Annotated in this window: 20 protein-coding genes and 1 other RNA gene; 9 read left to right on the top strand and 12 right to left on the bottom strand. The window is 67.1% G+C overall.

The window, feature by feature from the left end; all coding sequences use genetic code 11:
- Nucleotides 1–83 precede the first annotated feature (83 nt).
- Nucleotides 84–1013, top strand: coding sequence for a DMT family transporter (locus ACTOQ2_RS30480; RefSeq protein ID WP_440104239.1), 930 nt, complete (start codon nt 84–86; stop codon nt 1011–1013).
- Here ACTOQ2_RS30480 and ACTOQ2_RS30475 read toward each other — a convergent pair.
- From ACTOQ2_RS30475 to ACTOQ2_RS30455, 5 genes are all read right to left on the bottom strand, one after another.
- Nucleotides 958–1560: a TetR/AcrR family transcriptional regulator gene (locus tag ACTOQ2_RS30475; protein WP_440104238.1), complete on the bottom strand. Its 603-nt coding sequence runs from the start codon at nt 1558–1560 to the stop codon at nt 958–960. The two genes, ACTOQ2_RS30480 and ACTOQ2_RS30475, sit on opposite strands and share 56 nt — an antisense overlap.
- Before the next feature lie 201 nt (nt 1561–1761).
- Complete coding sequence (locus tag ACTOQ2_RS30470) at nt 1762–3144, bottom strand: sensor histidine kinase (protein WP_440104237.1); 1383 nt, start codon at nt 3142–3144, stop codon at nt 1762–1764.
- A gap of 190 nt (nt 3145–3334) precedes the next feature.
- Nucleotides 3335–4435: an o-succinylbenzoate synthase gene (menC, locus tag ACTOQ2_RS30465; protein ID WP_440104236.1), complete on the bottom strand. Its 1101-nt coding sequence runs from the start codon at nt 4433–4435 to the stop codon at nt 3335–3337.
- Nucleotides 4436–4710: 275 nt separating this feature from the next.
- Nucleotides 4711–5742 carry a dipeptidase gene (locus tag ACTOQ2_RS30460; protein ID WP_440064408.1) on the bottom strand — a complete coding sequence of 344 codons (1032 nt, stop codon included), beginning with the start codon at nt 5740–5742 and terminating at the stop codon, nt 4711–4713.
- A gap of 225 nt (nt 5743–5967) precedes the next feature.
- Nucleotides 5968–7407, bottom strand: a complete 1440-nt coding sequence (locus tag ACTOQ2_RS30455) for a flavin-containing monooxygenase (protein ID WP_440104235.1) — start codon at nt 7405–7407, stop codon at nt 5968–5970.
- A gap of 269 nt (nt 7408–7676) precedes the next feature.
- Between ACTOQ2_RS30455 and ACTOQ2_RS30450 the strand changes: the two genes are divergently transcribed.
- The 4 genes from ACTOQ2_RS30450 to rnpB all read left to right on the top strand — a co-directional run bounded on the left by ACTOQ2_RS30450 (nt 7677) and on the right by rnpB (nt 11354).
- Nucleotides 7677–8513 carry a Nif3-like dinuclear metal center hexameric protein gene (locus ACTOQ2_RS30450; RefSeq protein ID WP_362681469.1) on the top strand — a complete coding sequence of 279 codons (837 nt, stop codon included), beginning with the start codon at nt 7677–7679 and terminating at the stop codon, nt 8511–8513.
- Nucleotides 8510–9250 carry a zinc ribbon domain-containing protein gene (locus ACTOQ2_RS30445; protein ID WP_440104233.1) on the top strand — a complete coding sequence of 247 codons (741 nt, stop codon included), beginning with the start codon at nt 8510–8512 and terminating at the stop codon, nt 9248–9250. Before ACTOQ2_RS30450 ends, ACTOQ2_RS30445 begins: the two co-directional genes overlap by 4 nt.
- Nucleotides 9247–10683: a bifunctional RNase H/acid phosphatase gene (locus tag ACTOQ2_RS30440; protein WP_440104232.1), complete on the top strand. Its 1437-nt coding sequence runs from the start codon at nt 9247–9249 to the stop codon at nt 10681–10683. Before ACTOQ2_RS30445 ends, ACTOQ2_RS30440 begins: the two co-directional genes overlap by 4 nt.
- 275 nt (nt 10684–10958) lie before the next feature.
- An RNA gene (rnpB, locus tag ACTOQ2_RS30435) (RNase P RNA component class A) lies at nt 10959–11354 on the top strand.
- A gap of 77 nt (nt 11355–11431) precedes the next feature.
- On the opposite strand, the gene ACTOQ2_RS30430 is transcribed toward rnpB, so the two are convergent.
- From ACTOQ2_RS30430 to ACTOQ2_RS30420, 3 genes are read right to left on the bottom strand one after another with little or no spacing between them, the layout of a single operon-like run.
- On the bottom strand, nt 11432–12583 hold the full coding sequence (locus ACTOQ2_RS30430) for a tyrosine-type recombinase/integrase (protein ID WP_440104230.1): 1152 nt from the start codon (nt 12581–12583) through the stop codon (nt 11432–11434).
- Nucleotides 12580–12756, bottom strand: coding sequence for a helix-turn-helix domain-containing protein (locus ACTOQ2_RS30425; RefSeq protein WP_440104228.1), 177 nt, complete (start codon nt 12754–12756; stop codon nt 12580–12582). The genes ACTOQ2_RS30430 and ACTOQ2_RS30425 overlap by 4 nt, the downstream gene beginning before the upstream one ends.
- Nucleotides 12753–13223 carry a replication initiator gene (locus tag ACTOQ2_RS30420; protein ID WP_440104408.1) on the bottom strand — a complete coding sequence of 157 codons (471 nt, stop codon included), beginning with the start codon at nt 13221–13223 and terminating at the stop codon, nt 12753–12755. Before ACTOQ2_RS30420 ends, ACTOQ2_RS30425 begins: the two co-directional genes overlap by 4 nt.
- Before the next feature lie 632 nt (nt 13224–13855).
- On the opposite strand from ACTOQ2_RS30420, the gene ltrA reads away from it, so the two are divergent.
- On the top strand, nt 13856–15682 hold the full coding sequence (gene ltrA, locus ACTOQ2_RS30415) for a group II intron reverse transcriptase/maturase (protein ID WP_440104226.1): 1827 nt from the start codon (nt 13856–13858) through the stop codon (nt 15680–15682).
- Nucleotides 15683–15773: 91 nt separating this feature from the next.
- Here ltrA and ACTOQ2_RS30410 read toward each other — a convergent pair whose 3' ends face one another.
- Complete coding sequence (locus ACTOQ2_RS30410) at nt 15774–16034, bottom strand: hypothetical protein (protein ID WP_440104224.1); 261 nt, start codon at nt 16032–16034, stop codon at nt 15774–15776.
- Nucleotides 16035–16374: 340 nt separating this feature from the next.
- Here ACTOQ2_RS30410 and ACTOQ2_RS30405 point away from each other — a divergent pair, with 340 nt between their 5' ends.
- The 3 genes from ACTOQ2_RS30405 to ACTOQ2_RS30395 all read left to right on the top strand — a co-directional run bounded on the left by ACTOQ2_RS30405 (nt 16375) and on the right by ACTOQ2_RS30395 (nt 24443).
- Nucleotides 16375–23010 carry a DNRLRE domain-containing protein gene (locus tag ACTOQ2_RS30405; protein WP_440104222.1) on the top strand — a complete coding sequence of 2212 codons (6636 nt, stop codon included), beginning with the start codon at nt 16375–16377 and terminating at the stop codon, nt 23008–23010.
- A gap of 61 nt (nt 23011–23071) precedes the next feature.
- Nucleotides 23072–23806: a hypothetical protein gene (locus tag ACTOQ2_RS30400; RefSeq protein ID WP_440104220.1), complete on the top strand. Its 735-nt coding sequence runs from the start codon at nt 23072–23074 to the stop codon at nt 23804–23806.
- 154 nt (nt 23807–23960) lie between these two features.
- Nucleotides 23961–24443, top strand: coding sequence for a hypothetical protein (locus ACTOQ2_RS30395; protein WP_440104219.1), 483 nt, complete (start codon nt 23961–23963; stop codon nt 24441–24443).
- Here the strand turns inward: ACTOQ2_RS30395 and ACTOQ2_RS30390 are convergent.
- The 3 genes from ACTOQ2_RS30390 to ACTOQ2_RS30380 all read right to left on the bottom strand — a co-directional run bounded on the left by ACTOQ2_RS30390 (nt 24421) and on the right by ACTOQ2_RS30380 (nt 26330).
- A complete protein-coding gene (locus tag ACTOQ2_RS30390) occupies nt 24421–25251 on the bottom strand; it encodes an IS110 family transposase (RefSeq protein WP_440104217.1) in 831 nt (276 codons plus the stop codon). The genes ACTOQ2_RS30395 and ACTOQ2_RS30390 overlap by 23 nt on opposite strands.
- Nucleotides 25252–25262: 11 nt before the next feature.
- Nucleotides 25263–25688 (bottom strand): IS110 family transposase, encoded by a 426-nt coding sequence (locus tag ACTOQ2_RS30385; RefSeq protein ID WP_440104215.1) that lies wholly within the window; start codon nt 25686–25688, stop codon nt 25263–25265.
- A 267-nt stretch (nt 25689–25955) separates the two neighbouring features.
- Complete coding sequence (locus ACTOQ2_RS30380) at nt 25956–26330, bottom strand: hypothetical protein (RefSeq protein ID WP_440104214.1); 375 nt, start codon at nt 26328–26330, stop codon at nt 25956–25958.
- Nucleotides 26331–26431 lie beyond the last annotated feature (101 nt).

The following is a 26431-nucleotide window of genomic DNA, read 5'->3' as shown; positions in this document are numbered from 1 at the left end:
TCCTTCCCTCAGCGTTGTATCCATGCCACTCCCGATCCGATCGGTTACCTTACGGTCGCTGCGGGTGATGGAACCCTTCGGGTATGGCAGTGGTAGCTCCCCGGCCCGTCCTGGGAATCGTGCTCCTGATCTTCGTCAGTGCCGCATGGGGATCGGCTTTCCCGCTGATGAAGGACCTCATCGTCCGCATGCCCGTGGCGGACCTTCTCGCCGAGCGGTACGGCATCGCCACCCTCGTGCTGCTCGCTCTCCGCCCGAAAAGCCTGCGAGGGCTGTCGGAGAGCACCTGGCTGACCGGCATCCTGCTCGGCCTGCTGTTCGGCGTGGGCCAGACGGCCCAGGCGGTCTCGCTGCACGATCTGCCCTCGTCGGTCTCGGGGTTCACGGTCGGCTCGTACGTGGTGATCACCCCGGTTCTCGGGCTGTTCCTGCTCGGGGCCAGGACCTCGGTCCGCGTCTGGGCGGCGGTGGCGCTGGCCATGGCCGCGATGACCGCGTTCACCCTGATGAGGGGGACGGAGGGTGACATCGCCCTGCCCGCGCTGGCCGCCACCCTGCTGTCGGCGGTCCTGTACGCGGCCCACACGCTGGTGCTCGGCAACTCCGCCGAGGCGCGGCAGAACGCCTACGCGGTCACGGTGATCCAGCTTGGCACCATCGCCGTCATGACGGGCGTCCTCGCCGCGCCGGACGGCCTGACCCCGCCCTCGACGCCGGGTGACTGGGCGATTCTCGGCCACCTGTCGATCGTGGCCTGCGCCCTGGGTTTCCTGGCCCGCTCCTGGGGCCAGGTCCACGTCTCGCCGGTGTCCGCCGCGGTGATCCTGTCGGCCCAGCCACTCTGGGTGACCGCGCTCGCCGTGGCGCTGTACGGGGAGCCGCTCACCACGGGCGTATACCTCGGCGGGGGGCTGATCGCCCTCGCCATGCTCCTGGTCGTACTGCCCAAGGGGCTGTTCAGCTCAGTTCGGCGAGGGAGAGACCCAGTTCCGCCGCCGCGGCCGTCCGGATGAACTCGATCATCCGCGCCCGCGAGAGCACCCGCCGGTGCACCGTCACCTGCGTGGACAGGCCGTCGATGAGGGACATGACCCGCCAGGTCGCGCCCTCGGGGTCCGCGCAGGTGAAGATCCCCGCCACCACGCCGTCGTCGATGATCGCGCGGAGGGCGCCCTTCCAGCGCATGTCGATCCTGCGGGACATCTCCTCAAGCTCGGCGTTGCGCATCGACTCCGCCCAGGCGTCGATCCACAGGGCCCATGACTTGGACTTCCCGCTGGGCGGATAGAACCTGAGCAGAGCTCGCAGCCGGTCGAGCGGGGAGCCGCCCGACTCCTCCACCTTGACGAGCGCGTCCAGGTCGAGCTGGGCGGCGTAGGAGAAGGCCTGGGCGAACAGCTTCTCCTTGGTCTCGAAATGGTAGAAGAGCAGCGCCTGGCTGACACCGGCCGCCTGGGCGATGTCAGCGGTCCGCGTGTGACCGAACCCCTGTGCCGCGATGACATCGCAGGCGGTCCGGAGCAGATCTTCACGACGTAATCGCCCAAATCCCCTTGCCACAAGGGAACCTTAGCGGGTCGCGGTGCGCCGTCAGGGGCAGGGGCGGGGGTCGGCGACCGCGCTCGAGGCCCTGCGCCCGGAGGGGGATCGCCGTCCGGGACGGGGTGGCGGGGAGACGCGGCGGACAGGGGACGCGATCAGGTGCTGAGCGAGGGAGGAGACAGGGAGGGGGCAGGGGGAGGGGGCAGGGAGGAGACGCGGTCAGGGGTCGGGCGAGGGAGGGTGGGGGACGCCGCCCGGACCGGGGTGCAGGGGGATGCGGAGCACGAACCGGGCGCCCCGCGTGCTGTCCTCCAGTCTCAGGAGGCCGCCGTGCGTGCGGGCGATCTCCCTGGCGATGGGAAGTCCCAATCCCGTGCCTCCCGCGTCCCGGTTGCGGGAGGCGTCCAGCCGGGTGAACCGCTGGAAGACCAGTTCCCGCTGCGCGGGCGCGATCCCTGCGCCGTCGTCGGACACCTCCATGACGGCCGTTCCGCCGTCCAGGTTCACGCGTACCGAGACCTGGGAGACGGCGTGCCGCTCCGCGTTGTCCATCAGGTTCGTCAGCAGCCTGGCCAGCCGGATCCGGTTACCGATGATCGCCACCCCGGGCTTCAGATCCCTGTCGATCGGGACGCTGCGCTCGCGTCTGTCCAGCTCGTCGCCGACCAGCGCGCCCAGGTCGATCCGCTCGTGGCGGGCCGGGACCCCGGAGTCGAGTTCGGCCAGCACCAGCAGGTCCGAGACGATCGCCTGGAGCCGGTCCAGACTGCCGAGCATCGCGCGGGTCTTCGCCTTCCAGTCGACGTCGTCGGGGTAGTGCAACGCCTCCTCCACCTGAACGCGCATCGCGGCGAGCGGGCTGCGCAGGTCGTGGGAGGCGTCGGAGGTGAACCTGCGCTGCTGTTCGGCCGCCGCCTCCAGCCTGTCCAGCGTCTGGTTGATCGTCTCGGCCAGCTCTCTGATCTCGTCCCGCGCGACCGGGACCGGTACCCGGCGGCCGATGTCGGTCGCGGTGATCTCCTCCAGCTCGCGCCCGATCGCCTTCACCGGTACGAGCGCGCTGGTCACCGTCCGGTAGGTGCCGGCCGCCGTCACCGCCATGATCGCCAGGGAGGCGCCGATGACGAGGGCGAACAGCTCGGGATGGACATGCCAGGGAACCGGGCCGGCCGCGGCGTAGAGAATCCAGTCCCCTTCATCCTGGTAGATCCGGAAGGCCACGACGTCCATGCACCTCCCGGGGTATCGGGGGATGTCGCATACCTCCCTGTCCTGCCTGACGCCCGTCGCGGGAGGGGCGAAGTTCGCCATCCGGGGGGCGCCGACCAAATTGGGGGTCGACGCGATGATCTCACCCTTCGCGTTCAGCAGTTGCATGCCGTCGGTTTTTCCCGGCGGTACCACCGGAGGCAATCGTCCACGTTTGGCCAGATGGACGCTCTGCAGCGCGGCGCCCGCCGCCTCCTCGGTCTTGAAACTGCCCGCCAGATCGTGAACGGAGAACGTCGCGATCGCGATGAGGGCGATTCCCGACACGACGGTCATGGAGACGGCGATCAGCGTCAGCCGGAGCCGTACGGACCACCTTCTCCCCGTGAACACGTCGCTCTCCAGCCATTCGACAAGGACATTAGGCAGATTGATTACCGTTTAAAGATGATTAATCGCCAAGGAGTAGCAAACATCCTTATACCTATGTAAATAGGTACTGGTTCGAATGAATATGGACTTTCGCCAGTGCCAGTGCCAGTGCCACCCGCCGTCCCCGGCTCGTCTCCGCCGCCGTCCGGCCCTAGAGGGTGATCCATTCGGTGGAGGTGGTGACCTCCTCGAGGACGGCGGGGATGGGGTCGACGCCGATGCCGGGGGCTGCGGGGACGTCGAGGTGGCCGTCGTGGAGTTCGAAGGGCGGGGTGAGGTCGGTGGTGTAGTAGCGGCGGGAGGCGGAGGTGTCGCCGGGCAGGGTGAAGCCGGGCAGGGCGGCGAGGGCGAGGTTGGCGGCGCGGCCGATGCCGGTCTCGAGCATGCCGCCGCACCAGACGGCCAGGCCGTGGGCGCGGGCGAGGTCGTGGATGCGCCGTGCTTCGAGGTAGCCGCCGACGCGGCCGGGCTTGATGTTGATGATGGAGCAGGCGCCCAGGGTGATGGCGGCGGCGGCGTGGGTGGCCGATTCGATGGATTCGTCCAGGCAGATGGGGGTGGTGATCTTCTTGGCGAGGTGGGCGTGTTGCAGGAGGTCGTCGTGGGCGAGGGGTTGTTCGATGAGCAGCAGATCCAGAGGGTCGAGTTTGGCCAGGTGGGGGGCGTCGGTGAGGGTGTAGGCGGCGTTGGCGTCGACTTGCAGGGCCAGGTCGGGGCCGAAGTGTTCGCGGACGGCGCGGGTGGGGGCGAGGTCCCAGCCGGGGGCGATTTTGAGCTTGACGCGCCGGTAGCCCTCGTGCAGGTACGCGGTGACGGCCTCGATGAGGTGGCCGATGGTGGGCATGATGCCGATCGAGACGCCGGCGGGGACCCGGTCGGTGGCGGCGCCGAGGTAGCCGGCCAGGGATTGGCCGCCGGCGCGCAGCTGGGCGTCCAGTACGGCGGTTTCCAGGGCGGCTTTGGCCATGCGGTGGCCTTTGAAAGGGTGCAGGGCGCGGTTCACGCCGTGGGCGTCGGTGTGGGTGGGCAGAGCGGGGATGAGGAAGCGGCGCAGCACGTCGGCGGCGGCGTCGACGTATTCGGGGGAGTAGAGGGGGTCGGACATGGCCACGCACTCGCCCCAGCCCTCGGCCTCAGGGGTGACGACGCGCACCAGGAGCACGTCGCGTTCGGTTTCGGTGCCGAAGGAGGTACGAAACGGGGCGACCAGCGGCATCGCCACCCGCCGCAGCTCGATACCGGTGATCCTCACGCGTCTCTCTTTCCTTCGCCGTGCGATATCCCGCCACGGCGGGACTGCGATGTCCCGCCACGGTGGGACCCGTCACGCCGGTCGCGGTGGTCGTAGGAGATGTCGTAGGTGATGTCGTAGGGGATTTCGCCTCCGGGGTGCGCCGCCAGGTGCCCGGGCCACCTGCCGTTCGCCGTTCCGTTCCCTCCGGGACATGCTGCTCGGCGCCCGAGCCATCCGTACCGGCCGAGGTCGTCATCCGGTCCCCCTCCGGTGGTGCCCCCCGCCGGGCTCGTTCAAGCGGGCCTGCCCAGCTGGGCGCGGAACAGCCGGTGCACGTTCCCTCCGATGATCTTCACGATCTCCTCGTCGGCGAAGCCGTGCTTGAGCAGGGCGTCGGTGACCAGGGGCAGCCCGCTCGGACCCGACAATCCCGGCAGGGCCGCGAGGGGATCGACGTCGTAGTCCATCTCGCAGCACGGGGGAGTCACATCGTGCATGACCTCGCGGACGAAGTCGGGGCCGAGTCCCACGTGGTCGATGCCGCCGACGCTCGCGATGTGCGCGATGTGGTCAACCAGCCGGTCCACGGTGTACTCGGCCGGATCCTCCGAGAGGAAGGCCGCCAGGAAGTTGACGCACACCACGCCCCCGGTCGCGGTGACCGCGCGGATCTGGTCGTCGGTGAGGTTGCGGTGGTGGTCGCGCAGCGCGCGGGCCGAGGAGTGGGTGGCCATCACCGGCCGGGTCGCCAGCTCCAGCACGTGCTCCACCCCGGAGGCGCCCAGGTGGGAGACATCGAAGATCATGCCGAGCCGTTCCATCTCCCGTACCGTCTCCACCCCCGCCGCGGTGAGCCTGCTGCCGGTGGCGTCCTCGCCGCTGCCGTCGGCCAGTGCCGTACGGCCCCAGTGCGCGATCGAGGCGACCCGGACGCCGAGCCGGTGCAGTGTCGGCACCAGCTCGACGGCGTCGTCCAGGCCCGGCATGCTCTCCAGCGCCAGGACCAGGGCGATCCTGCCCTCGGCGAGCGCCTCGTCGATCTGCGTCCCGTCCAGGCAGAGGCGTACGGCGTCGGCGTTGCCCTCGGCCAGCACGTGCGCGCACTCGATCATGCGAAGGGTCTGCCGGAGCGCGCCCTCGGGACGGTACTGGCCGTCGATGAAGACCGGCAGAACCTGGAGGTTCACCCCTCCCTCGCGCAGCTGGGGCAGCCAGCGGTCGCGGAAGAAGGACGCCCACCGGTGCGGGGGCCTGGCGGTGACGGCCATCAGCAGGTCGTTGTGGGTATCGGCGACGACGGAGTCGCTGTGGAGGACGGCGGACACGGGCGGGCCCTTCTGCGCGGACGGCTCTCGTTCGCCACGACGGTACCGGCACCCCGGCCCGTCGCGTGCTTCCGCGCCGCCTCGGCTCCCCCGGCTTCCGTACGAGGGTCCCTCGGCTTCCGTGCGAGGGCCCCTTCTACGAGGACGTGGACCCGCGCGCGGCTTTCCGGCGGAGGCGGGTCGTCTTTCGAGCGGAGGCGGGTCGGCTTTCCGGCGGGGGCGGGGTCAGCGCGCGAAGCGGAAGGACTCCGGACGCGGGGCCCTGGTGATGCGGCGGTAGGTGGTCGCGGTGCCCGGCCAGTTGTTGGTCACCCGGCCGGACGCGTTCTTGTACCAGCTCGTGCAGCCCGCCTGCCAGACCATGCCCTCCATGACCCGGTCGAGGCTCCGCCGCCAGGTGGCCATCGCCTCAGGCCGGACCTCCATCGGCCCACGCGAGGCCAGGTGCGGCAGGCAGCCCATGACGTACCGGACCTGGCATTCGATCATGAAGACGATCGAGTTGTGGCCGAGGTTGGTGTTGGGGCCGTACAGCAGGAACAGGTTGGGGAAGTACGGCACGGCGATGCCCAGGTACGCCTCCGCGCCGTCCTTCCACTCCTTGGCCAGCTGCCGCCCCCCGCGCCCGGTGACCTGGACGGGGGCCAGGAAGCCGGAGGTCTCGAAGCCGGTCGCGTAGACGATGACGTCGGCCTCGCGGAGTCCGGCGGTGGTCTCCACGCCGCCGGGGACGATCCGGGTGATCCCGTCGGTGACGACGTCCACGTCGGGGCGGGTCAGCGCGGGATAGAAACCGCTGTCGATGACGACCCGCTTGCAGCCGACCGGGTAGCGGGGGGTCAGCTTGGCCCGCAGCAGCGGGTCGGGGACCTGCTCGCGCAGGTGCCCCAGGGCCCGCTTGCGCAGCAGGCCCGTGCTCCAGCCTCCGGCCAGGGCCGGGTAGAGGGTGTTCTCCGTGTACCGGTAGAGCCACTCGCGGTAGGCGCGTTGCAGGAACGGCGCGAGACGGAAGGCCGTCCGCGCACGGGGGCCGAAGACGGCGTCCGGCTTGGGAATCACCCAGTTGGGGGTCCGCTGGAAGACGTCCAGGTGCCCGGCCACCTCGGCCACCCTCGGGATGAGCTGTGCCGCCGACGACCCGTTCCCGATCACGGCCACCCGCCTGCCCGCCAGGTCGACGGAGTGGTCCCAGCGCGCGGAGTGGAAGGCCGCTCCGCTGAATGACGACATTCCCGGAATGTCAGGTAATTGGGGCCGGTTCAGCTGTCCCACGGCCGACACCACCACGTCGAACACCTCCTCCCCGGCCGTCGTACGGACCCGCCATTTGCCCAGCGACTCGTCGAAGGTGGCGGCGGTGACCGCGGTGTTCAGCCGGATTCTGGGGCGCAGGCCGTACTTGTCGGCGCATCCCTCCAGGTAGCGCAGGATCTCCGGCTGCTCGGGATAGCGGCGCGTCCAGCTGGAGTATCTCTCGAAGGAGAAGGAGTAGAGATGCGAGGGGATGTCACAGCCCGCCCCCGGATAGATGTTGTCGCGCCAGGTTCCCCCGACGTCGGCCCCCTTCTCGAAGATCGTGTACGAGCGGATGCCGGCCTTCTCCAACCGGATGGCCATGCACAGCCCGCCGAATCCGGCACCGATGATCGCGACATCAGGCCTCATGCGCACGCCCTCCGGGTGTCGGTGTCCACTTACGCTAGGCGATCTGTCCGCGCAGGGAAAGCCGCAGGGGAAGCCACCGTGGAAGCCGCCGGACGCCGGTGCGGAAACCGGTGCGGAGGTGGCTGCGAACGTCGGTGCGCAAGTCACCGTGGAGGTCGCTGTGGGGGCGTCGCGAACGCCGGTGCGGAAGCCGGTGCGGAGGTCGCTGTGAACGCCGGTGCGGAAGCCACCGTGACGAGCCCTCCGGGAGAGGCCGATAGTCTGCGCACGTGCCTACGCTTGCCGACATCGTCACAGAGCTGGAGTCCCGTTACGACCCGAGATGGGCGGAGTCGTGGGACGCGGTCGGGCTCGTCTGCGGAGATCCCTCCGCCGAGGTGCGCAGGATCCTGTTCGCGGTCGACCCGGTGGCCGTCGTCGCCGAGGAGGCCCTCGACTGGGGTGCCGACCTCGTCGTCACCCACCACCCGCTCTACCTGCGCGGCACCACGAGCGTCGCGGCCACCACCTTCAAGGGCCGGCTGGTCCACACGCTGATCAAGAACGACATCGGGCTCTTCACCGCCCACACCAACGCAGACGTCGCCGACCCCGGCGTCTCCGACGCGCTCGCCCGCGCCGTCGGCCTGACCGGCCCGCTCGTCCCCCTCAGTCCCGCCGCCGACGACCCCCGGCGCGGCCTGGGCCGCGTCGGCTCGTTGCCGGCCCCCGTCTCCCTCGCCGAGTTCGCCCGGCTGGCCGCGCGCGGGCTCCCCGCCACGGCGGGCGGCCTGCGGGTCGCCGGAGATCTCGACCGCCCCGTCCAGCGGATCGCGGTCAGCGGGGGATCGGGAGACTCCCTCCTCGGGACGGCCCGCGCCGCCGGGGTGGACGTCTTCCTCACCGCCGATCTGCGCCACCACCCGGCCAGCGAGTTCATGGAGGCCTCCGGTGGCCCCGCGCTGATCGACGCGGCCCACTGGGCCACCGAATGGCCCTGGCTCGCCGACGCGGCACACCATCTCGCGTCCGCGTCGGCCGCCAGGGGGATTACTGTTGAGACGCGCGTATCCGAGACGGTCACGGACGCCTGGAACACAACAGCAAAGTGCGAGGATTTCACGTGAAAGCAGCCCCTGCGGCCCAGAAGCGTCTGCTTGACCTGGCCGAACTCGACTCCGCCATCGACCGGCTGGCCCATCGCCGCCGTACCCTGCCCGAGCTGGCGCAGATCGACGAGCTCTCCGGGCGCATCGCCCGCATCGCCACCCAGGTGATCGCCGCCGAGACCGAGTCCGGCGACCTCGCCCGCGAGCAGAGCAAGGCCGAGGCCGACGTCGACTCGGTCCGCACCCGTGCCGAGCGCGACCAGAAGCGCCTCGACTCCGGCCAGGTGTCCTCCCCCAAGGACCTGGCCAGCCTCCAGTCCGAGATCGTCTCCCTGAAGCGCAGGCAGGGCGATCTGGAAGAGGTCGTGCTGGAGATCATGGAGCGCCGCGAGGCGGCCGACGGGCAGGTCGCCAGGCTCGTCGCCGAGCGCGACGAGCTCGCGGGCACCCGCGGCACCGCCGAGGACCGCAGGGACGCGGCCTTCGCCGAGATCGACAAGGAGAGGGACGAGCTCCAGGGCAAGCGCGCCGGGGTCGCCGAGGACATCCCCGCCGACCTGCTCACCCTCTACGGGAAGCTCAAGGAGCAGTTCGGGGTGGGTGCCGCGATGCTCCAGGGGGCCCGCTGCCTCGGTTGCCGCACGAGCCTGTCCATCGCCGAGATCAACCGCATCAAGGCCGCCTCCCACGACGAGGTCATCCGCTGCGAGGAGTGCCGCCGGATCCTCGTCCGTACCGCCGAGTCCGGTCTGTGAGCTCCGTGACCTCGTACGTCATCGAGGCCGACGGCGGCTCGCGGGGCAACCCGGGCCCGGCGGGTTACGGCGCCGTCGTCAAGGACGCCGCCGACGGCCAGGTGCTGGTAGAGACCGCCGCGTCGATCGGCACCCAGACCAACAACGTCGCCGAGTACCGCGGGCTCATCGCGGGCCTGACCTCCCTCCTCTCTCTCGCCGGCGACGGCGCGAAGGTCGAGGTCAGGATGGACTCCAAACTGGTCGTCGAGCAGATGGCCGGCCGCTGGAAGATCAAGAACGAGGGCCTGCGCCCGCTCGCCCTGGAGGCCGCGGCCCTCGCCAGGCGCCTCAAGGTGACCTGGCGCTGGATCCCCCGCGAGAAGAACAAGGACGCCGACCGCCTGGCCAACGAGGCCATGGACGCCGCGGCCAAGGGCCGCGCCTGGACTCTCTCGGGTTCCTCCGCCGCCGCCGCGGAAGCGCCCGGCGGCAGGGTTTCCGGAGGCGGCGTCTCCGGTGGCCGAACCTCGGAAAGCGGCGTCTCCGATGGCCGGGCCCCTGACAGGGGTGCTCTCGAGAGCGGCGCCTCAGGAAGAAGTGCTTCCAAAAGCGGTTCCCCCGCCGGCCGTACCGCTCCCGCCCGTCCCGCCGAGGACCTGCTGCTCTTCGACACCGGAGACCTCGGCAACGCTGCTCCCGACGCCGGAGACCTCGGCGCCGGTGCTCCCGGCGCCGGTGACCTCGGGGTCGGGGACGGTGGCGGGACCACCACGCGCGAGCGAGCGGGCCTGGCCACCCCCACGGGTACGGGCACCGGCTGGCGTTCGCCCACCTCCGTCGCGACCTCGCTGTACCTGCTCCGGCACGGTGAGACGCCCCTCTCCGTCGAGCGCAGGTTCTCCGGGCTCGGCGACCCCGAGCTCACGCCCAACGGCGTCGCCCAGGCCGAGGCCGCCGCGGTGAAACTCGCCGGGAAGCCGTACGACATCCAGGTGATCGTCAGCTCGCCGCTCAGGCGCGCCCGCGCCACCGCGGAGATCATCGCGGCCAGGGCCGGGCTTGAGGTCCTCATCGAGGAGGGCCTGCGGGAGACCGACTTCGGAGATTGGGAAGGCCACACGTTCACGGAGATCCAGCGCCGCTGGCCCGACGAACTCGCCGCGTGGCTGGCGGACCCGTCCGCCGCGCCGCCGGGTGGGGAGAGTTTCGGGGAGGCGGCGCGGCGGGTCCAGGCGACCGGGGACATGCTGATCGAGCGTTACGAGGGCAAGGCGGTCCTCGCCGTCTCCCACGTCACGCCGATCAAGATGCTGCTGCGGTTCGCGTTGCTCGCTCCCCTCGATGCGCTGTACCGCATGCATCTCGACCTGTCAGCCCTGTCCCTGATCGAGTATTACGCCGACGGCCCGGCGGTGGTGAAGGCGTTCAACGACACCTCGCACCTGCGCTGAACCTGCGGTCTCACGTCCACGACAGACCTCGGCCATGGACGCGGCGGAGCACCACCCGTTCTCCACAGCCTCCATGGCCGTGTCCTTCACTGCGTCCTTCGCCGTGGCCGGAGCCCTCGCGGCGCGCGGAAGCGGTCGTCCCGCCGGTCGTCGGTGTTCTCATCGGTCCCTCCGGTGCTCGTCCGGTCCGTCTCGCTTGATCCATATTCCAGCGCGGACGACTTGCCGCTCGGTTGGAGTCCACTTGAGAGCCGTTAGGCTTGGAATACGGCGGACGAGCCGGCCGGGCGGCCGCGTCGGGTCTCTTCTGAGACCCGCCGAGGAAGGTCCGGGCTCCACAGGGCAGGGTGGTCGGTAACGCCGACCCGGGGTGACCCGCGGGAAAGTGCCACAGAGAACAGACCGCCTCGTCCCAGGACGAGGTAAGGGTGAAACGGTGGTGTAAGAGACCACCAGCGCCCACGGTGACGTGGGCGGCTCGGTAAACCCCACCCGGAGCAAGGTCAAGAAGGGGCGCTCTCCGGAGCGTCCCGCGCGCGACGCTTGAGGGCTGCCCGCCCGATGCCGTGCGGGTAGACCGCTTGAGGCCGACGGCAACGTCGGCCCTAGATGGATGGTCGCCCCTTCACGCAAGTGAAGGACAAAACCCGGCCTACAGGCCGACTCGTCCGCCCTTTCCTGCTCTGACCTGCGGTGGAGCCTTCGATGGGCAAGATCAAAGCGGCCGGAGGGCACATTGGGGGCACATTCAGGTGAGCCCGCCCGCCGCGGCGAAGGCGTGGTCCAGGGCCGTGCGAGCCCGTTCGGACGCCTCGGGTACCAGATGCCCGTAGAGATCCACGGTGGTGGTGATGGACTCGTGCCCGAGCCACCGGGACACCTCGGAGATGGGTACGCCCTCGGCGAGCGCCGTACTGGCGAAGGTGTGCCGAAGATCGTGGAACGTCATGTCCGCCGGCACTCCCGCTGAGAAGATCGCAGGCTTCAGGACGTCGGCGTTGAAGTAGTCGCGGCGGATCAGGTTCCCGCGCGTCGTCCGGAAGAGCACGTCCTCAGGCTTGTGCCTGTCGATGAACTCGGCCAGCGCACGGGCGAGAACGGCCGGGATGGGAACGTCGCGGACAGAGGCTCTTGTCTTCGGCGGAGCCAGCGTCGGACGCCGATCGATCACCACGACCTGCTGGTCCACCGTCAGCATGTCCTCGGCGAAGTCGATCCGGTCGACGGCCAGACCGAGCGCTTCTCCTTGCCGGAGACCAGCCGCGGCGCCCAGGAGGATCAGCGGCGCGTAGTCGGGCCGCATGGCCCGGTAGAGCGCGAGCACCTCGGTGGGGGAGAGGAGCCGGATCGTGGTCTTGTCCGGCTCCGGCAGGCGGATGTCGACGCAGGGGGAGCGGCGGATCATGCCATCTCGTACGGCTCCGCGCATGATGCTGGAGAAGATTACATAGATGGTCTCGACCGTGCGCGGGGCCAGGCCTTTCACGTGCAGGTCCTTCACCCACTTCTGCACCGAAGTAGGTCGTATGGAGATCAGGGGGACCAGGCCGAACACCGGGTTGATGTGGTTCTTCAGGTGCCCTTCGTAGGTCATCGAGGTCCCGGGCTTGTGCAGCCGAGAGGCCAGCCACGTCCCCGCGTACACCTGGAACCTGGTCTGGCCGAGCTTGGGATCGATCCACTCACCACGCGGTTCGTCGGCACGACGCGTCACGTCGAAGCGGTCGGCGTCGGCCTTCTTCTCGAAGTTGCGCTTGCGCTGCTCGCCCTTCTCGTCCCGGTAGCGGACCTGCCAGCGCACCCCTTGTCCATGCTTGGCGGTCGGTACGCGCTTGTGCTCGGAGCACTTCGTCTCTCTGGGATCGGGATGGGTCTTGTGCCACCGGTCGTAGACGGTCATGTCTGCTCCCGGACCCAGGCGCGTACGTCTTCGGGGAGGTAGCGCAGGTGCTTACCGATCCGGCGACCGGGCGGTCCGACCCTTCTGCAGCGCCACTGGTAGAGGGTTCCGGCTGGCACTTGGAGATAGGCGGCGACCTCATCTACCGTCCAGAGGTGATCGAGCGTCTTCATGGATGCCGTTCGGGATCGGCCAGAGGCACACCGGTCAACGCGGCGGCGAGGAGGGCGTCACCGAGCGACAGCCCCTTGCCCGCGTACTCCCAGTTGGTGATGACGATGACGGTGTCCTCGTCGATGAGGGGCAGGCGTCCGGTGGTGATCTCTTCGGTGCGGGCGAAGTCTCGGCGTTCGTCGCGGATGGAGCCGATGGTGATGGAGTAGTGGCGCGAGCGGGTGGAGAAGTGGCCGCGGAAGCCCAGCATGTGGGACCAGTGGGCAAGGCGGAGGTCGGTCAACTCGTCCAGGGCGCCCAGGCGCTGGCATTCGGCGATGAGGCGGCGAGGGTGGTCGCGGATCGGCAGGGCGGTCAGGTCGTCGAGGGGGTTGATGCGCCGGTCCAGGGTGCCGACGCATTCGGCGGCTTTGGTGGCGTACTTGGCGATGGTGCGACACGAGGTCGCACGTGATGAGTGGGTTATGCCGAAGGAGGTTCGAGTGATGGTGAAGGTGTAGCTCCGGGCTGGTGCTCATGGCCCGTCCCCGCCCTGGCGTGCGTCGCTGCTGGTAACGGCGAGGTGCGGAGCTCAGGGGAGAAGCCTGGAGGGTCCCATTCCATCTGGGGCCTGAGGGCGAGGGGAAGGCCGGGCGGGTGAACGTGAGTGAACCCTTGATGATGCCTCGTGAAGTACGCCCCCGCGAGATGGGATGAAGAGCGGGGTAGGGACTGCCGTTGGGAAGCGGCGGGTGCCGGTCGGTGACGTTGCGTCGGCCGGGTGAGCATCACCGTCCCCGGGGTGAAGAGGGCACCCCATCCGGTCGTAGCTCATGCGTGTGGAACGTGGAAACCCTGTCATGGTCCCGGCTCTTTCGGGTCGGGTGGGACCGCTAGATCCATGGCGGGACAGGATGCCTGAGAAGCGAATGCCGGTGGCCGAAAGGCAGCAGGAAACCGCAGGGCACGCGATGGTCGGCTCCTCCGCCGGTCGCCTGAGCGGATAACTGGCCGGATACCGGGCTTGGTGCCCGGGCCCGAAAGGGCGCTGACGCAGGCAGGTGAGTCGTTGAAGTCATCGGCAGGCAGGCAAGCGAACCGGAAGGCGAGTTGGACGCCATGGCGAATAACCTTGCGGGCATCACGGTGTCGGGGGTCGCTGTGGTGAACGAGCCCACGGGCGAGTCTGGGACCTGGCAGGTGCACCGACCTCAACACGGGGTCGGTATGCGCCGGGCTCGGCAGAACGTAGCGCGTCTACGCGGCAGGATCTTCAAGGCCGAACAGGCGGGGGACCGTAGGAAGGTCCGCAATTTGCAGAAGTTGATGCTCCGTAGCCGTAGCAACACGCTGGTCAGCGTGGAGCGGGTGACGCAGATCAACGCTGGGCGAGTGACGGCCGGGGTCGATGGCGAGGTCGCGCTGAGCGACACCGCCAGGGCCGAGTTGATTCGCCGGGTGGATCAGGTGGGGTCCTGGCGGGCCCGACCGGCCCGGCGGGTGTATATCCCCAAGCCGGGGAGCCGGGCGAAACCGCGTCCGCTGTCGATTCCGGTGATCTTCGATCGGGTGTTGCAGGCCCGGGTGAAGAACGCGTTGGAGCCGCAGTGGGAGGCCCGGTTCGGGGCCCGTAGTTACGGGTTTCGGCCAGGCCGCGGCTGTCACGTCGCGATCGAGGCCATCTTCAACGCGCTGAGCGGCAAGAACGCCAAGCGGTTGTGGGTCTTGGACGCGGATCTGAGCGCGGCGTTCGACCGCATCGATCACCAGCAACTCATGACGGTTCTGGGCTCCTTCCCCGCGCGGGACATGGTCCGAGGCTGGCTGAGGGCCGGGGTGATCGAGGCTGGTACCGGGTTCGCCCCCACCCAAGAGGGCAGCCCGCAAGGCGGGGTGATCAGCCCCGTGTTGATGAACGTCGCTCTGCACGGACTGGAGGAGGCCGCCGGAGTCCGCTACTACGCTCACGGTTCAGAGGCGGGCTGGACCGTGGACGGGACCCCGGTGTTATGCCGATACGCCGACGACTTCGTCGTGGCCTGCCACAGCCAGGAGCAGGCCATCAAGGTCAAGGCGCGGCTTTCCCAGTGGCTGGGCGCCCGGGGACTGGCCCTGAACGAGGACAAGACGAGAATCGTCCACGCCTCGCAGGGGTTCGATTTCCTCGGGTTCACCATCCGCCGCTACCCCAACGGGAAGCTGATCATCAAACCCAGTGCGGGCGCCGTCCGACGGATTCGCCGCCGACTACGCCAGGAGTTTCACGCGATGCGCGGAGCTTCGGCATCGGCGCTGATCTGGAAGCTCAATCCGATCATCTCCGGATGGGCCTCCTACTATCGGACGGCGGTCTCCAGCGCCGCGTTCAGCGCGTTGGACGACTATGTGTGGAAGCTGACCTACAAGTGGGCCATCCGCCGTCACCGTACCAAATCGAGGAAGTGGGTCGCCGCCCGCTACTTCGGCCGGTTCCACCCCGCCCGAGGCGACATGTGGGTGTTCGGTGACCGCGACAGCGGCGCCTACCTGCAGAAATTCGCCTGGACCAAGATAGTCCGGCACCAGTTGGTCACCGCTAAGGCATCCCCTGACGATCCCGCGCTGACCGACTACTGGGCCAGACGGCGACGCAGACACCAGCCCCCGCTCAGCGACCACATCGTGCGCCTGCTGCGCAAACAAGACGCGCGTTGTCCGCTTTGCGGGGACCGTCTCCTGCACGCCGATCACGAACCAGCGCACCCACACGAGTGGGAGCAATGGCATCGAACCGTCCGCAAGGCGATCACCAAGCACGCCCTGGAGATCAGCGGCACCGGACGGGCCGGCACGCCGGACAGGGACCGGGTCCGCCTCATACACACCCACTGTCGGCGCCGGCTCCCAGCCGGCGCAGGCAGTCAACCAGCACTTCTGCCGATCTGGCCGCCCTCGCGGCTTGCTTGAGCCGGGTGCGGGGACGACCCGCACGCCCGGTTCTGAGGGGGCCGGGGCGCAGCAATGCGCTCCGGCTACCCGACCGCCCACGCGCTTGCGATCACCGGGCGACGCCCCGCAAGACGAGAAAGCTTTTTATCGATGTTGTCGTGGTAGCGGTCGTAACGATCGCCCACTTCAGTACTGACTGTAACCGGTTGGGCGATCGGCTGCCGCAGCCCTCCTCCGTCGGGCCTTGCCATCGGATGGCGCAGGCGCCCAGCGCGATGCCGAGGGTATCGACCAGCAGATGGCGTTTCGCCCCGAGGGCCTTCTTGTCGCCGTCGTGACCGTGCAGGTCGCCATGTTTGGTACCGCGCACGCTCTGACTGTCGATGACTCCAGCACGTGGTATGGAATCGCGCCCACGACCGAGCTGCTCCTGTTCGTGCAGCCCGGCCAGGGCCTCCTTCTACATGCTGGCGATCCGCCATTGGCGCCAGTAGTGATATGGGCTCCACAAATTCGTGCTCACGGAAACCTATCTTCTCGTCACCGAAAAGGATCTTTACATAAATCTATAACACGTGTGATGATCATTCAGTTTTGATACATCTGTTCGAAAGGCCCGAGTGAAACCATCACGAACAGCGTCCGGCTTATCCAGCCGGACGCGCCGTCGCGCTGCCCTGATCACAGCTCTGACGCTGCCGCTCTCGCTGATGAGCGCGCCCGCGATCGCCCAGAGCCTTACATCACCCCCCAACCCCGCGCACGTACCCACACCCACCCCGGCGACGTCGCCGCCAAGCACCCCCACGACTCCGACTACCCCCATCAGCAAAGCGCTGGCGCAGTCCAAGAAGGACAACCGGCGCGTCGAGATCGAGTCGCTGCGCTCGGAGAGCGCCACGTACTACGCCAACCCCGACGGCAAGACCTTACGCGTGGAGCTGTCCACCGAGCCCGTGCGCGTCAAGAAGGCCAACGGTGAGGGCTTCACCCCGATCGACACCACGCTGGTGCAGCAAGACGGTGTCATCAAACCCAAGGCCGTCCAGGGCGACCTGACCTTGTCGGCGGGCGCGGACACCGTCCTGCTGAAGAGTACGACCGCTCAGGACACCACCGAGATCGAAGCCCCTGGCGGCAAACTGCCCAAGCCCACGTTGAGGGGCAACACCGCCACCTACCGGTCCGCTTACGGCAAGGGCCGCGACCTGGTGGTGACCGCGAACGCGACCGGGTTCCAGCAGCAGATCACCATCGCCGAACGGCCCACCGGGCCGGTCTCCTTCCACGTCCCGTTCGACCTGCCCAAGGGCATGGCCTTCGGAAAGAACGCCGCAGGCCGGCCCATCATCGTGGGCAAGGACGGCAAGACGCTGACCGAGGTGCGGCCGACGCTGCTGCGGGACGCCAAGGCCGCCGACGCAGGCGCCCCGCTCGATGCGGGCAAAATCGGCAAGGCCGCCGTCACCCTCGCCGAGGACGGCAAGACCCTGGTCTTCACGCCGGACGCCGCGTTCCTGGCCGATGCGGCGACGACCTACCCGGTGACGATGGCCGCCGTGGCGGATGACTGGTACGAAGGCCACACCGGCGGTGGCATGGACGCCTATATCAACGATTACGACCTCACGGACAGCTGGGACACCTTCGCCGATTCCGAGATCGTGGTCGGCAAGTCCTACGCCAGCAGCATCGCCAAGCGCTGGCGCGGTTACCTCAAGTTCCCCAACATCCCCGCCGAGTTCGCGGGCAGCAGGGTGCAAAACGCCGACCTGCACCTGTGGAACCACCTGTCCAACACCTGCGGTACGTCGGTCGGTTCCGGCATCACCGCGCGGCGGATCACCTCCGCCTGGGATGACATGCTGCTGCGTTGGAACAGCCAGCCGTCTGTCATCGGTACGGGCGCGGACACCGAGTACGGCGCCTACAGCGAAGACTGCAACTACGCCTGGAACCTGACCCACTCACTCAACGGCATTGCCCAGGCATGGATCGACGGTGCCACCAACTACGGCATCCAGCTCACCACGGGCAACGAATCCGAGTTGCGAAACTGGCGGCGCTACGCCTCCGAGGACGCCGGCGGCTGCAGGACATCACCGCTGGAAGACTGCAAGTTCCAACTCCACCCGCCCATCCTCACCGTTGACGTCGAACTACCAATCACCACGCGAACCCTTCTCACTTGGACGGAAAGTGGCCCTCGCCGGACTACCGCTCCGTCTCCTGAAGAGGCGCTATCCCTTGCGCAAGGGTTCTACACCTATGCGCCGCAGTTCGGGGACATCAGTGACGAAGAAGCCCTCCAGTTGGAGATTGAGCCGGGCCAAGCCCACGAGATCGGAACGGAGCTACTCCAGCCACTCGAAGGTGAGGACTGGAGCCAGCCGCATCCGGACGCAGACGAGCAAGCACCGAAAGTGACGGCAGTCACACCCGCACGTGGTGCCACGGGTACTGCCAGCTCAACGCAGGTATCAGCAACCTTTGACGAACCCGTCACCGGGGCAGTTGTCTCCCTGCAGGAATCAACTGGAACTCCCGTGCCTGGTACCGTCTCGGCAGATGAGTCCAACACGACAGTTACGTTCACTCCAGAGCAGAATCTAAAGTCTGGCGTCACGTATAAGGCTACAGTTCGTGACGCGGCAGATGCCTCGACCAATGTTATGGACGAGGTTCCTTGGACCTTCACTATCGAAGGCGCAGCTGCGAGTTGGACGTTCGATGAGGGGACAGGAACGACCGCCGCAGACGCATCAGGCAACGGGCACACGGCGACGCTGAACCAGACGACCTCCTGGACCAGTGGCAAGAGCGGGAACGCTGTCTCCAACGTGCCGTCGCAGGCGCAGGTCGCCGCCTCCCAGGCGGCAGTCAAGCAGGGCAAGGCGGTCGAGGTCGTCGATGAGACGACCGCGACCAGCATCACCTACGCCCAACCGGACGGGAAGACGTTCAAGACCGAGGTCACGGCCGGTCCGGTGCGGACTAGGCAGGGCAGCGGCTGGGTGCCGATCGACAGCACTCTGGCCGAGCAGGGCGGCAAGCTGCGGGCCAAGGCTCTGGCCGAGGGCACGGTCGTGGAGCTGTCCGCTGGCGGCACGGATCCGTTCGTGAAAATGCAGGCTGACGGGAAGTCGTACGCGCTGCGCTGGCCCACGCCGCTGCCCAAGCCGACGGTCAAGGGCAGTGTGGCCACCTACACCGACGCCGCGGGCGTGGGCGCCGACCTGGTGGTGACGGCGTTGCCGACCGGGTTCCGGCATGAGGTGGTGCTGCGCCAGCGGCTGTCCAAGCCGCTGGAGCTGCGGATCGGCGTAGACGACGACGGTCTGACCTTGACCGAGGGCAAGGGCGGTCGGCTGCTGCTGAAAGGCAAGAACAAGAAGCTGGTCGCCGCAGGGACACGGCCAATCGTGTCGGACGGCAGCGGCAAGGGCCGGCTCGCGTCGGCTAAGCGCGGCCAGGCCGGTACGGACGTGGTCACCAAGGACGGCCGTACGGAGCTGGTGGTCACACCGGACCAAGCGTTCCTGACCGACGCCGGCACCACCTACCCGGTGCGCGTGGCCGCGGCGGTCACCCTGCCGCTCGGTGCCGACGTCGAGGTCACCACCTACGACACGGTCGATTCACCCGCGTACCCTGACAACCAGTACATGAACATCGGCACCATGTCGGACGGGTACAAGTCTCGGGCGCACCTGCGGTTCGACACCACGGGCCTGCAGGGCAGCGCGGTGAGCGCCGCCACGCTGTCGATGAACACCATCGACAGCCACAACTGCGGTCCCGCGCTCACCAACGGCATCCAGGTCGCCCGCCTGACCGGCGCCTGGGATCCGGACAACGTGTACTGGGCCAACAAGCCGGCCCACACCACTGAGGACGCCTCCACCAACTTCAAGGGCGTCACCCAGGACTGCGCAGTCTGGCCGGACAGCATGGACTGGAATGTCACCGGTATCGCCCAGGACTGGGCCGCCGGCGCCGCCAACCACGGCCTGGTGCTCAAGTCGCCCGGCGAGGCGAACAACAACAACTACCGGACGTTCACCTCCTCCGAGGACACCGACTTCAACTTGCCGCCGAAGCTGACCATCACCACCAGCGGACCGGCCTCGCAACCGACCATCTCCGCACCGGCTATCACACCGGCGCAGACCGTGAACGGCACCACGGTGACCAGTTCGCTCACCCCGCAGCTCGCCGCCACCGTCACCGACACCGCGGGCGGCACCCTCACCGGCCAGTTCGAGGTCGAACACGACCCCACCGCGACCGGGCAGGGCAGCGGCCAGATCTGGGCCGGAGCCTCACCAGCGGTTACTTCCGGCGGCCAGGCCGCCGTGGGCGTCCCCGCGGGCAAACTGGCCGACGGGTGGAAGGTGCGCTGGCGGGCCCGCGCGGCCAACGCCGCCGCGTCCACCACGTCGGTGTGGTCGGCATGGCAGACGGCCACGGTCGACGTGCCGAATCCGACGGTCGGCGCCTTCCAGGCCACCCCCTCCCAGGTGGTGAACGGCGTCACCGTCACTACGAGCCTGACCCCGGCACTGCGCACCACGGTCACCGACCCGGCCGCGCAGCCGGTGCGTGCCGAATTTGAGGTCGAGCACGACCCGACTGTCACCGGGCAGGGCAGCGGCCAGATCTGGACCGGCGCCGTGGACAATGTCGTCTCCGGCACCCAGGCGTCGGCCACCGTCCCCGGCGGGAAGCTGACCGACGGGTGGAAGGTGCGCTGGCGGGTCCGGGCGGTCAACACCGCCACCACTATCGGCTCGCTGTGGTCGGACTGGCAGAACCTGACTGTGGACGTGCCGGACCCGGTCTCAGAACCGGCCGTCGGCGCGCTCCAGGTCACCCCGTCCGAGCAGGTGAACGGCACCACCGTCACTCCCACGCGCACCCCGGCACTGCTGGCCCAGCTGAGCGACCCAGCCGGCAAGCCATTGCGGGCCGAGGCCGAGATCGAGCACGACCCGACCGCCCCCGCCGGGCAGGGCACCGGCCAGATCTGGGCAGGAAGCGCCGACACCGTGCCGGCCGGCACCCAGGCGAGCATCACCGTCCCGGCGGACACGCTGACCGACGGGTGGAAGGTGCGCTGGCGGGCCCGCGCGGTCTCCGCCACCGCTGCCTCCGCCTGGTCGGACTGGCAGTCGTTGACTGTCGTCCTGCCCAAGCCCACCGCCACCGGTTTGACCGTCACCCCGTCCAAGGTGGTGGACGGCGTGACGGTGACCGCCACGCTCACCCCCGCGCTGCAGGCCACCCTCACCCACCCGACCGGCCAGGCACTACGCGCCGAGGCCGAGATCGAGCACGACCCGGCCGCCCCCGCCGGGCAGGGCACCGGCCAGATCTGGACCGGAGCTATGGACGACGTCGCCTCCGGCACCCAGGCGAGTATCACCGTCCCGGCGGACACGCTGACCGACGGATGGAAGGTCCGCTGGCGGCTGCGCGCGGTCGCCGGAGACGACACCTCGGCCTGGTCGGACTGGCGGCAGGTCACCGTGGACGTCGTCCAACCGGGCGAAGAACCCCTGGCCCAGACCGCCGAACCCGTTATCCGCACCGACCAGAGCTTCTCGGTGGCAGCATGGCTGCAGTGGGATGACAAGGAAGGTGACTACAGCGTCATTGAACAAAGGGGCGCACATCAGGCGCCGTTCCGCCTGGGCAATACGCGCGACCACGGGCTGATCTTTACGTTGACTAACGCTGACACGGCAGACGCGTTACACGAAGGTGTATTGTCCGCCGTCGAGCCTCCCGTCAACGAGTGGTTCCACCTCGCTGGCATATACGATGCTGCTGCTAAAACCGCATCGCTCTATCTCAACGGCCAACTGGTGAAGGCTGCGCCGATCAGCTTCTCGGCCTGGAACAGCCCGACCAGAATGCTCCTGGGTGCCGTGATGCGAGGGGGCGTTGACAACGCCCGCGTATACCAGAAAGCCCTGAGCGCGGAGGAAATATCCGGCCTGCTAACCGCGCAAGCAGCCACTGCCAATGCCACTACGAGCCCGGAGGCTTCAGCCCGAATCGTTACCTCCCAGGCTCTGCCCGCATTCGACTATGAGCGAATGTCGCTGCAGAAGTGCGAGGACGAGCGAGACGCCCGGGCGGGGGACAGCAACGCAAACGCCGATGGTTGGGACAAGGTCGTCACGTACACGACCTGCTGGAGTCGCCACCTCCTTTTCGCTATCTACGAGGAGACAGAAAAGCGCGACCCTAATTGCAACTGCACGGTCAAAGACAAGAAGATCGAGGACTTTTTGAACCTCGACTTCACAGTCGTCATGCACTCTTATCTGGGAAATGCCACCGGAGCAGGAGTCATTGGCGGCGGCAACATGCTTCCCCGCAACGTCAAAGTCTGGACCAGAGTCGACAACTTCTGGTCTGATGGAAACTTCCTTGAGCAGCTTATCGGCGGGGACGGTATCGATGATGATGCGCTCAACAAGACACTCTCTCTACAGCTAAAGGTCGCGGGGGGCACCACAAACTGCTTAGTTGTCGCCTCAAACGCTGATAACAGCGGAGCAACTCGTACTGCGAGCGTGGAGAAATGGATCAACAATGGCGATAACGAATTCACCCTCCGTTCCATGGATGGTAATCCAAGTCGCTGCACCATCGAACCGTGGCTCACGTACGACAACCCGAAAGATCCGGGAAGCAGCGACCGGCAAACGCTTCCAGGATGGGGACACCCAGAATGGGTGGACAAGGATCCTGAGCGTCTCCGCGAGACCGCGCCCAGGGTCCGCTGCGATAGTGTACCCATGGGGGGAGCTATTGAGTTTTACAAGGGCGGCTGTGTCTTCACTGCGGCCAAGCGAGTTCTACTTCTGAACGCCTGGAACTTTGATTACGGTCAGGTGGCTAGACACATTCAAACGGCGTTCACTAAGCCTGCTACCACCGTGCCATTCAAGACCGATGGTCCGAAGCACATCCCAGGCAACTGGAATGCAGAAAAGAACACCCCGGAAAGAGAGCCGCTCACGCGTATCTCTACTAGTACGACCCGCTATACGCAGAATAGGGCAGCCAAGGATCGCGTATGTAAAGAGTTTTTTGCTGATCGCCCCCTAGAGAGCAATGGGGCGCCGAAGGACGAATGGCAAGAGTGCGATGAATACCCATTCGCATCCACAATGGAAGGCGGCGCGTACGACCATCCCCAATACAAAAAAAACAACTTCTCCGTACAGGCCGTTCTAGGGCGCCACAACTCTGTCGCGGGTAGCGATCTTGGTGTATTCTTCGCCAGATACCGCGTCCTAATCAGCAACAAATACTGGGTTGCCGTTCGCTAACCTGTGCGGGGCGCCGCCTGAGCGGCGCCCCGCAACACCATGAGGCATCAGAAGGAGACCGATGAGGCAGTCGGAGAGGCTTTGGCACCTCGCCCACAAGTACCACATGGGCATGTCATTCCATGGTTTATGGGTGGAAGACACAAACCTCGCCGACGTTGCGTTAAGAATCGGCGCAGACCCCGTATCGGGAGTTGGGTGCAAGTGGACAGATGTTGGTGCAGGCCTGAACCCTAGCGACAATACCGGAATTGTGTGGATGGGGCGGCTCAACACCAGCTGGACGCAAATCGTCGTCGTCGGCGCCACACCGTTCGATCCCCTGCTGGCGTTGTCGGTAGGGAACCGCCGTGCTCTGGAGGTCGTCTGGACGGTGAACGGCGTCCACGATGTCCTCTATGCGGTCGACGGAAACTATGTCACCGCGCTCAGCGTGACACGGCCAGGAGTACGGAAGGGAACAGACCCGCACGCGCTCGACCGCTACGCCAGCGACCTTCAGTTCGATGCCGAAGACTCCTCCTGGGAGAGTGATCCCGACCTTCTGCCGGGGTGGCTTGAATACTCCGCCTGGGAGGAGACGCTCAGCAACATATCGGATCAAGACCTGGTCGACGATGCGTACGAAAGCATGCCGTCGAGATTTAGGCACCTTCTGGAGCTCTCCCTCAATGGTTACAGCCCGCCAATAGCCACGTGTATCACCTCCGCGCTGATTGTCGTGGGGCGTGTAACTGGGAGAGAACTGGACGAGGAGTGGATGAATGGGCTCCATACCCGCTTTGTCATCTACTGAACGAAGCTGATCCAGAACTCCTGGCCGCCCGTATAGTGGCTCTTCGATCTTGAGGGGGAAGGGCTCACTGGGAAGCGTTATCTTCAAAGCACTGCTCAAATATTACACGAGCCTCGACGACGATGACGTATTCCGTTTGCGGGTTACGTGGGTCATGCACAGCTACCTCGGCGACACCACCGGGGAGAATATCATCGGCCCGGCCGGTGACCTGAGGGCTCAGGACATCAAGCTCTTCATGCGCATCGAAGAGATAGAGCTCTTGGACAGGCCAGGTGTGATCAAGCTGAGATCAGATCAGTTGCGAGGTGTGAACTTCGGTCTGACCGCAGCAGCCACCGCAAAAAGGGACGGCACGGGCTGCAAGGTCCGGAGCGGGAGTGGTCAAAGCAAGGACATCGCCGGTTGGCGCTCCAAGCCGGATTTGCAAATGATCATACGAGCGAGCTCCGCCACTCCCAAAGATACGTGGGGCTGCACAATCATGCCTTACCTGACCGTTGCCGACGAGGATGGTATCTATCCAGGACTGATCCGAAAATCAGACATTCGCTGGGCACGCGGCAGCGAACCTCATGGGGTGATGCGGAGCGGGGTCGTGCGGGCGGTAGTGGTCAGGCGTCAGGTTCGAGAGTGACGCGGTAGCCGAGGGCTTCGAGCTCGCGGACGTGGTTGCGCTTCTTGTGGTCGGGGTTGGTGCGCCGAACGTAGAAGTCGGCGCCGAGATCGATGAAGTGCGCATCGGGGTCGGATAGCAGGTGCCAGATGATGACCAAGATGGAGCGGCCGACCGCGACGATGGCGCGCTTCTTGCCCTTACGCCGGACGATCCGCCGGTAGCGCTCGCCGAGGAAGGTGTCGGTACGGCCGACGACGACTGCGGCCTCGCCGAGGGTGCGGGCCAGGTAGCGGTTGCCGTGCCCGGTGGCGTTCTTCCCCTTGCGCTTGCCAGCCGACTCTTTCACTCCTGGCGCGAACTTCGCCCAGGAGGTCAGGTGCGCGGCGGTGGGGAAGCGGCTCATGTCCAGGCCGATCTCGGCGATGATCGCGTGCGCGGCGGTCAGGCCGATCCCTGGAATCTCATCCAGGCGCTCGACCGCCGCGGCGAACGGTGCGATCTGCTGGGTGATCTTCTGATCCAGGGTGGCGATGTCGGCGTTGATGCCGTCGACTCGGGCCAGCATGGTGGCCAGCAGGAACGCGTGATGATCGCAGAAGCGGCCGGTGAAGGCTTCCTCCAATGCGGCGATCTTGCCGCGGAGACTGGAGCGCGCCAGCTGCGCCAGCGTCTTGGGACTACGCTCCCCTCGGATGAGAACGGCCATCATGGCGCGGCCGGAGACGCCGAAGATGTCGGAGGCCACCACGCTCAGTTTGATCTGCGCGTCCTCCAGCAGCTTTTCCACCCGCTGTTTCTCGGCGGTGCGGGCTTGGACCAGGTCCACCCGGTAGCGGGTCAGGTCCCGCAGTACCGAATCTCCGGGGGCGGTACGAAGCTGGGGCGCAGCATCTGGCGTTCGGCGACCTTGGCCAGCCAGACTGCATCCAACTTGTCGGTCTTCGGGCGGCCGGGCAGGTGTTTGACGTCGCGGGCGTTGACCAGCCACACCTCGAACCCGGCGGCTTCTAGCAGGTAGAACACCGGTTTCCAGTAGTCGGAGGTGGCCTCCATCACCACTCGGGTGACGCCCAGGCAGCGCAGTCGATCGCTCATCGACAGCAGGGAGCGCGTCATCGTGGTGTAGGTCTGCACCTCCTGCAGCCGTCTGCCGGCTTTCTTGTCATCGGGGACGCGGGCGCAGCACACCAGGGTGGCCTTGCCGACGTCGAGAGCGGCGACCCTTTCGATGATCTCTTCGGTGTCGTGGGTCTGGGCGAGCATCGGGCCTCCTTACCGCTGGGGACAGCGTGGGGTGGTTGCTCGCGGGAGCCGCAAGGGGACGGTAGCGAATCTGATCCGCGTGCTCGAAGTAACAGTGAAAGGCCCACAGGCGCGGCTCCCGGCGTCCGACTAAAGCACGGCCTGAATGACCAAGGAGATACGACGTCAGCGAGCAACCACCCCGATTTTCAGGCCCGAACGGCCTCCTCCACCAGGGGGAGATTGGAGACTAAAGCGGGTGTCTAAAGCGGGTGTCTTTCGAATCGGCTACATGACCCTAAAGGTGATGCCGTGGGATGGTGGATGGGCGTTCGCCACGTCGGTCAGATCCCCCTCGGTGAGGCTGAGAGTGAAGGCACTGCCTGCCTGTAAAGGATCCCAGCCGCGGTCAAGGGCTCTCCGTATGGTCGCCGCCACGAGAGCCGGCCGTACGGTCATCGTTCGCTCCCCGAGCCAGGCGTCCGGTCGGGAGCAGGGGAGCTCCACCAGGAGAACCTGCCCCTGTCCCTCAGCCAGCTCCACCGCATAGGTCGGTGGCCCCCAGTTGTTCCCCTGGGAGTACGTAGGCTTGTGGCGGATTCGCCAGCGATAGGCGGTGCTGTCGACGGTGATCAGCCTGGAGCCCTTCTTGGGGATCGCCACAGAACAGTCTCCTGTCTTGTTTCGGAGCAATCGTCAATACCTGTGGATCAAGATCTTTTAAGCGGCTGCGGATGAGACTCGGTCGTCGGGTCGTTCGACGA

The organism is Streptosporangium sp. H16 (assembly GCF_051918855.1).
GTDB lineage: Bacteria > Actinomycetota > Actinomycetes > Streptosporangiales > Streptosporangiaceae > Streptosporangium.
Note: the sequence above shows the minus strand (reverse complement) of the source record. Positions and strands in the feature narration are given on the sequence as shown.

Bases quoted from the DNA above. Each gene is read 5' to 3' on its own strand.
- ACTOQ2_RS30480 (WP_440104239.1), top strand. From the start codon at position 84: ATGGCAGTGGTAGCTCCCCGGCCCGTCCTGGGAATCGTGCTCCTGATC.
- ACTOQ2_RS30455 (WP_440104235.1), bottom strand. From the start codon at position 7,407: ATGAGGCCTGATGTCGCGATCATCGGTGCCGGATTCGGCGGGCTGTGC.
- ACTOQ2_RS30430 (WP_440104230.1), bottom strand. From the start codon at position 12,583: ATGACCGTCTACGACCGGTGGCACAAGACCCATCCCGATCCCAGAGAG.
- ACTOQ2_RS30425 (WP_440104228.1), bottom strand. From the start codon at position 12,756: ATGAAGACGCTCGATCACCTCTGGACGGTAGATGAGGTCGCCGCCTAT.
- ltrA (WP_440104226.1), top strand. From the start codon at position 13,856: ATGGCGAATAACCTTGCGGGCATCACGGTGTCGGGGGTCGCTGTGGTG.
- ACTOQ2_RS30405 (WP_440104222.1), top strand. From the start codon at position 16,375: ATGAGCGCGCCCGCGATCGCCCAGAGCCTTACATCACCCCCCAACCCC.
- ACTOQ2_RS30400 (WP_440104220.1), top strand. From the start codon at position 23,072: ATGAGGCAGTCGGAGAGGCTTTGGCACCTCGCCCACAAGTACCACATG.
- ACTOQ2_RS30395 (WP_440104219.1), top strand. From the start codon at position 23,961: ATGCACAGCTACCTCGGCGACACCACCGGGGAGAATATCATCGGCCCG.
- ACTOQ2_RS30385 (WP_440104215.1), bottom strand. From the start codon at position 25,688: ATGCTCGCCCAGACCCACGACACCGAAGAGATCATCGAAAGGGTCGCC.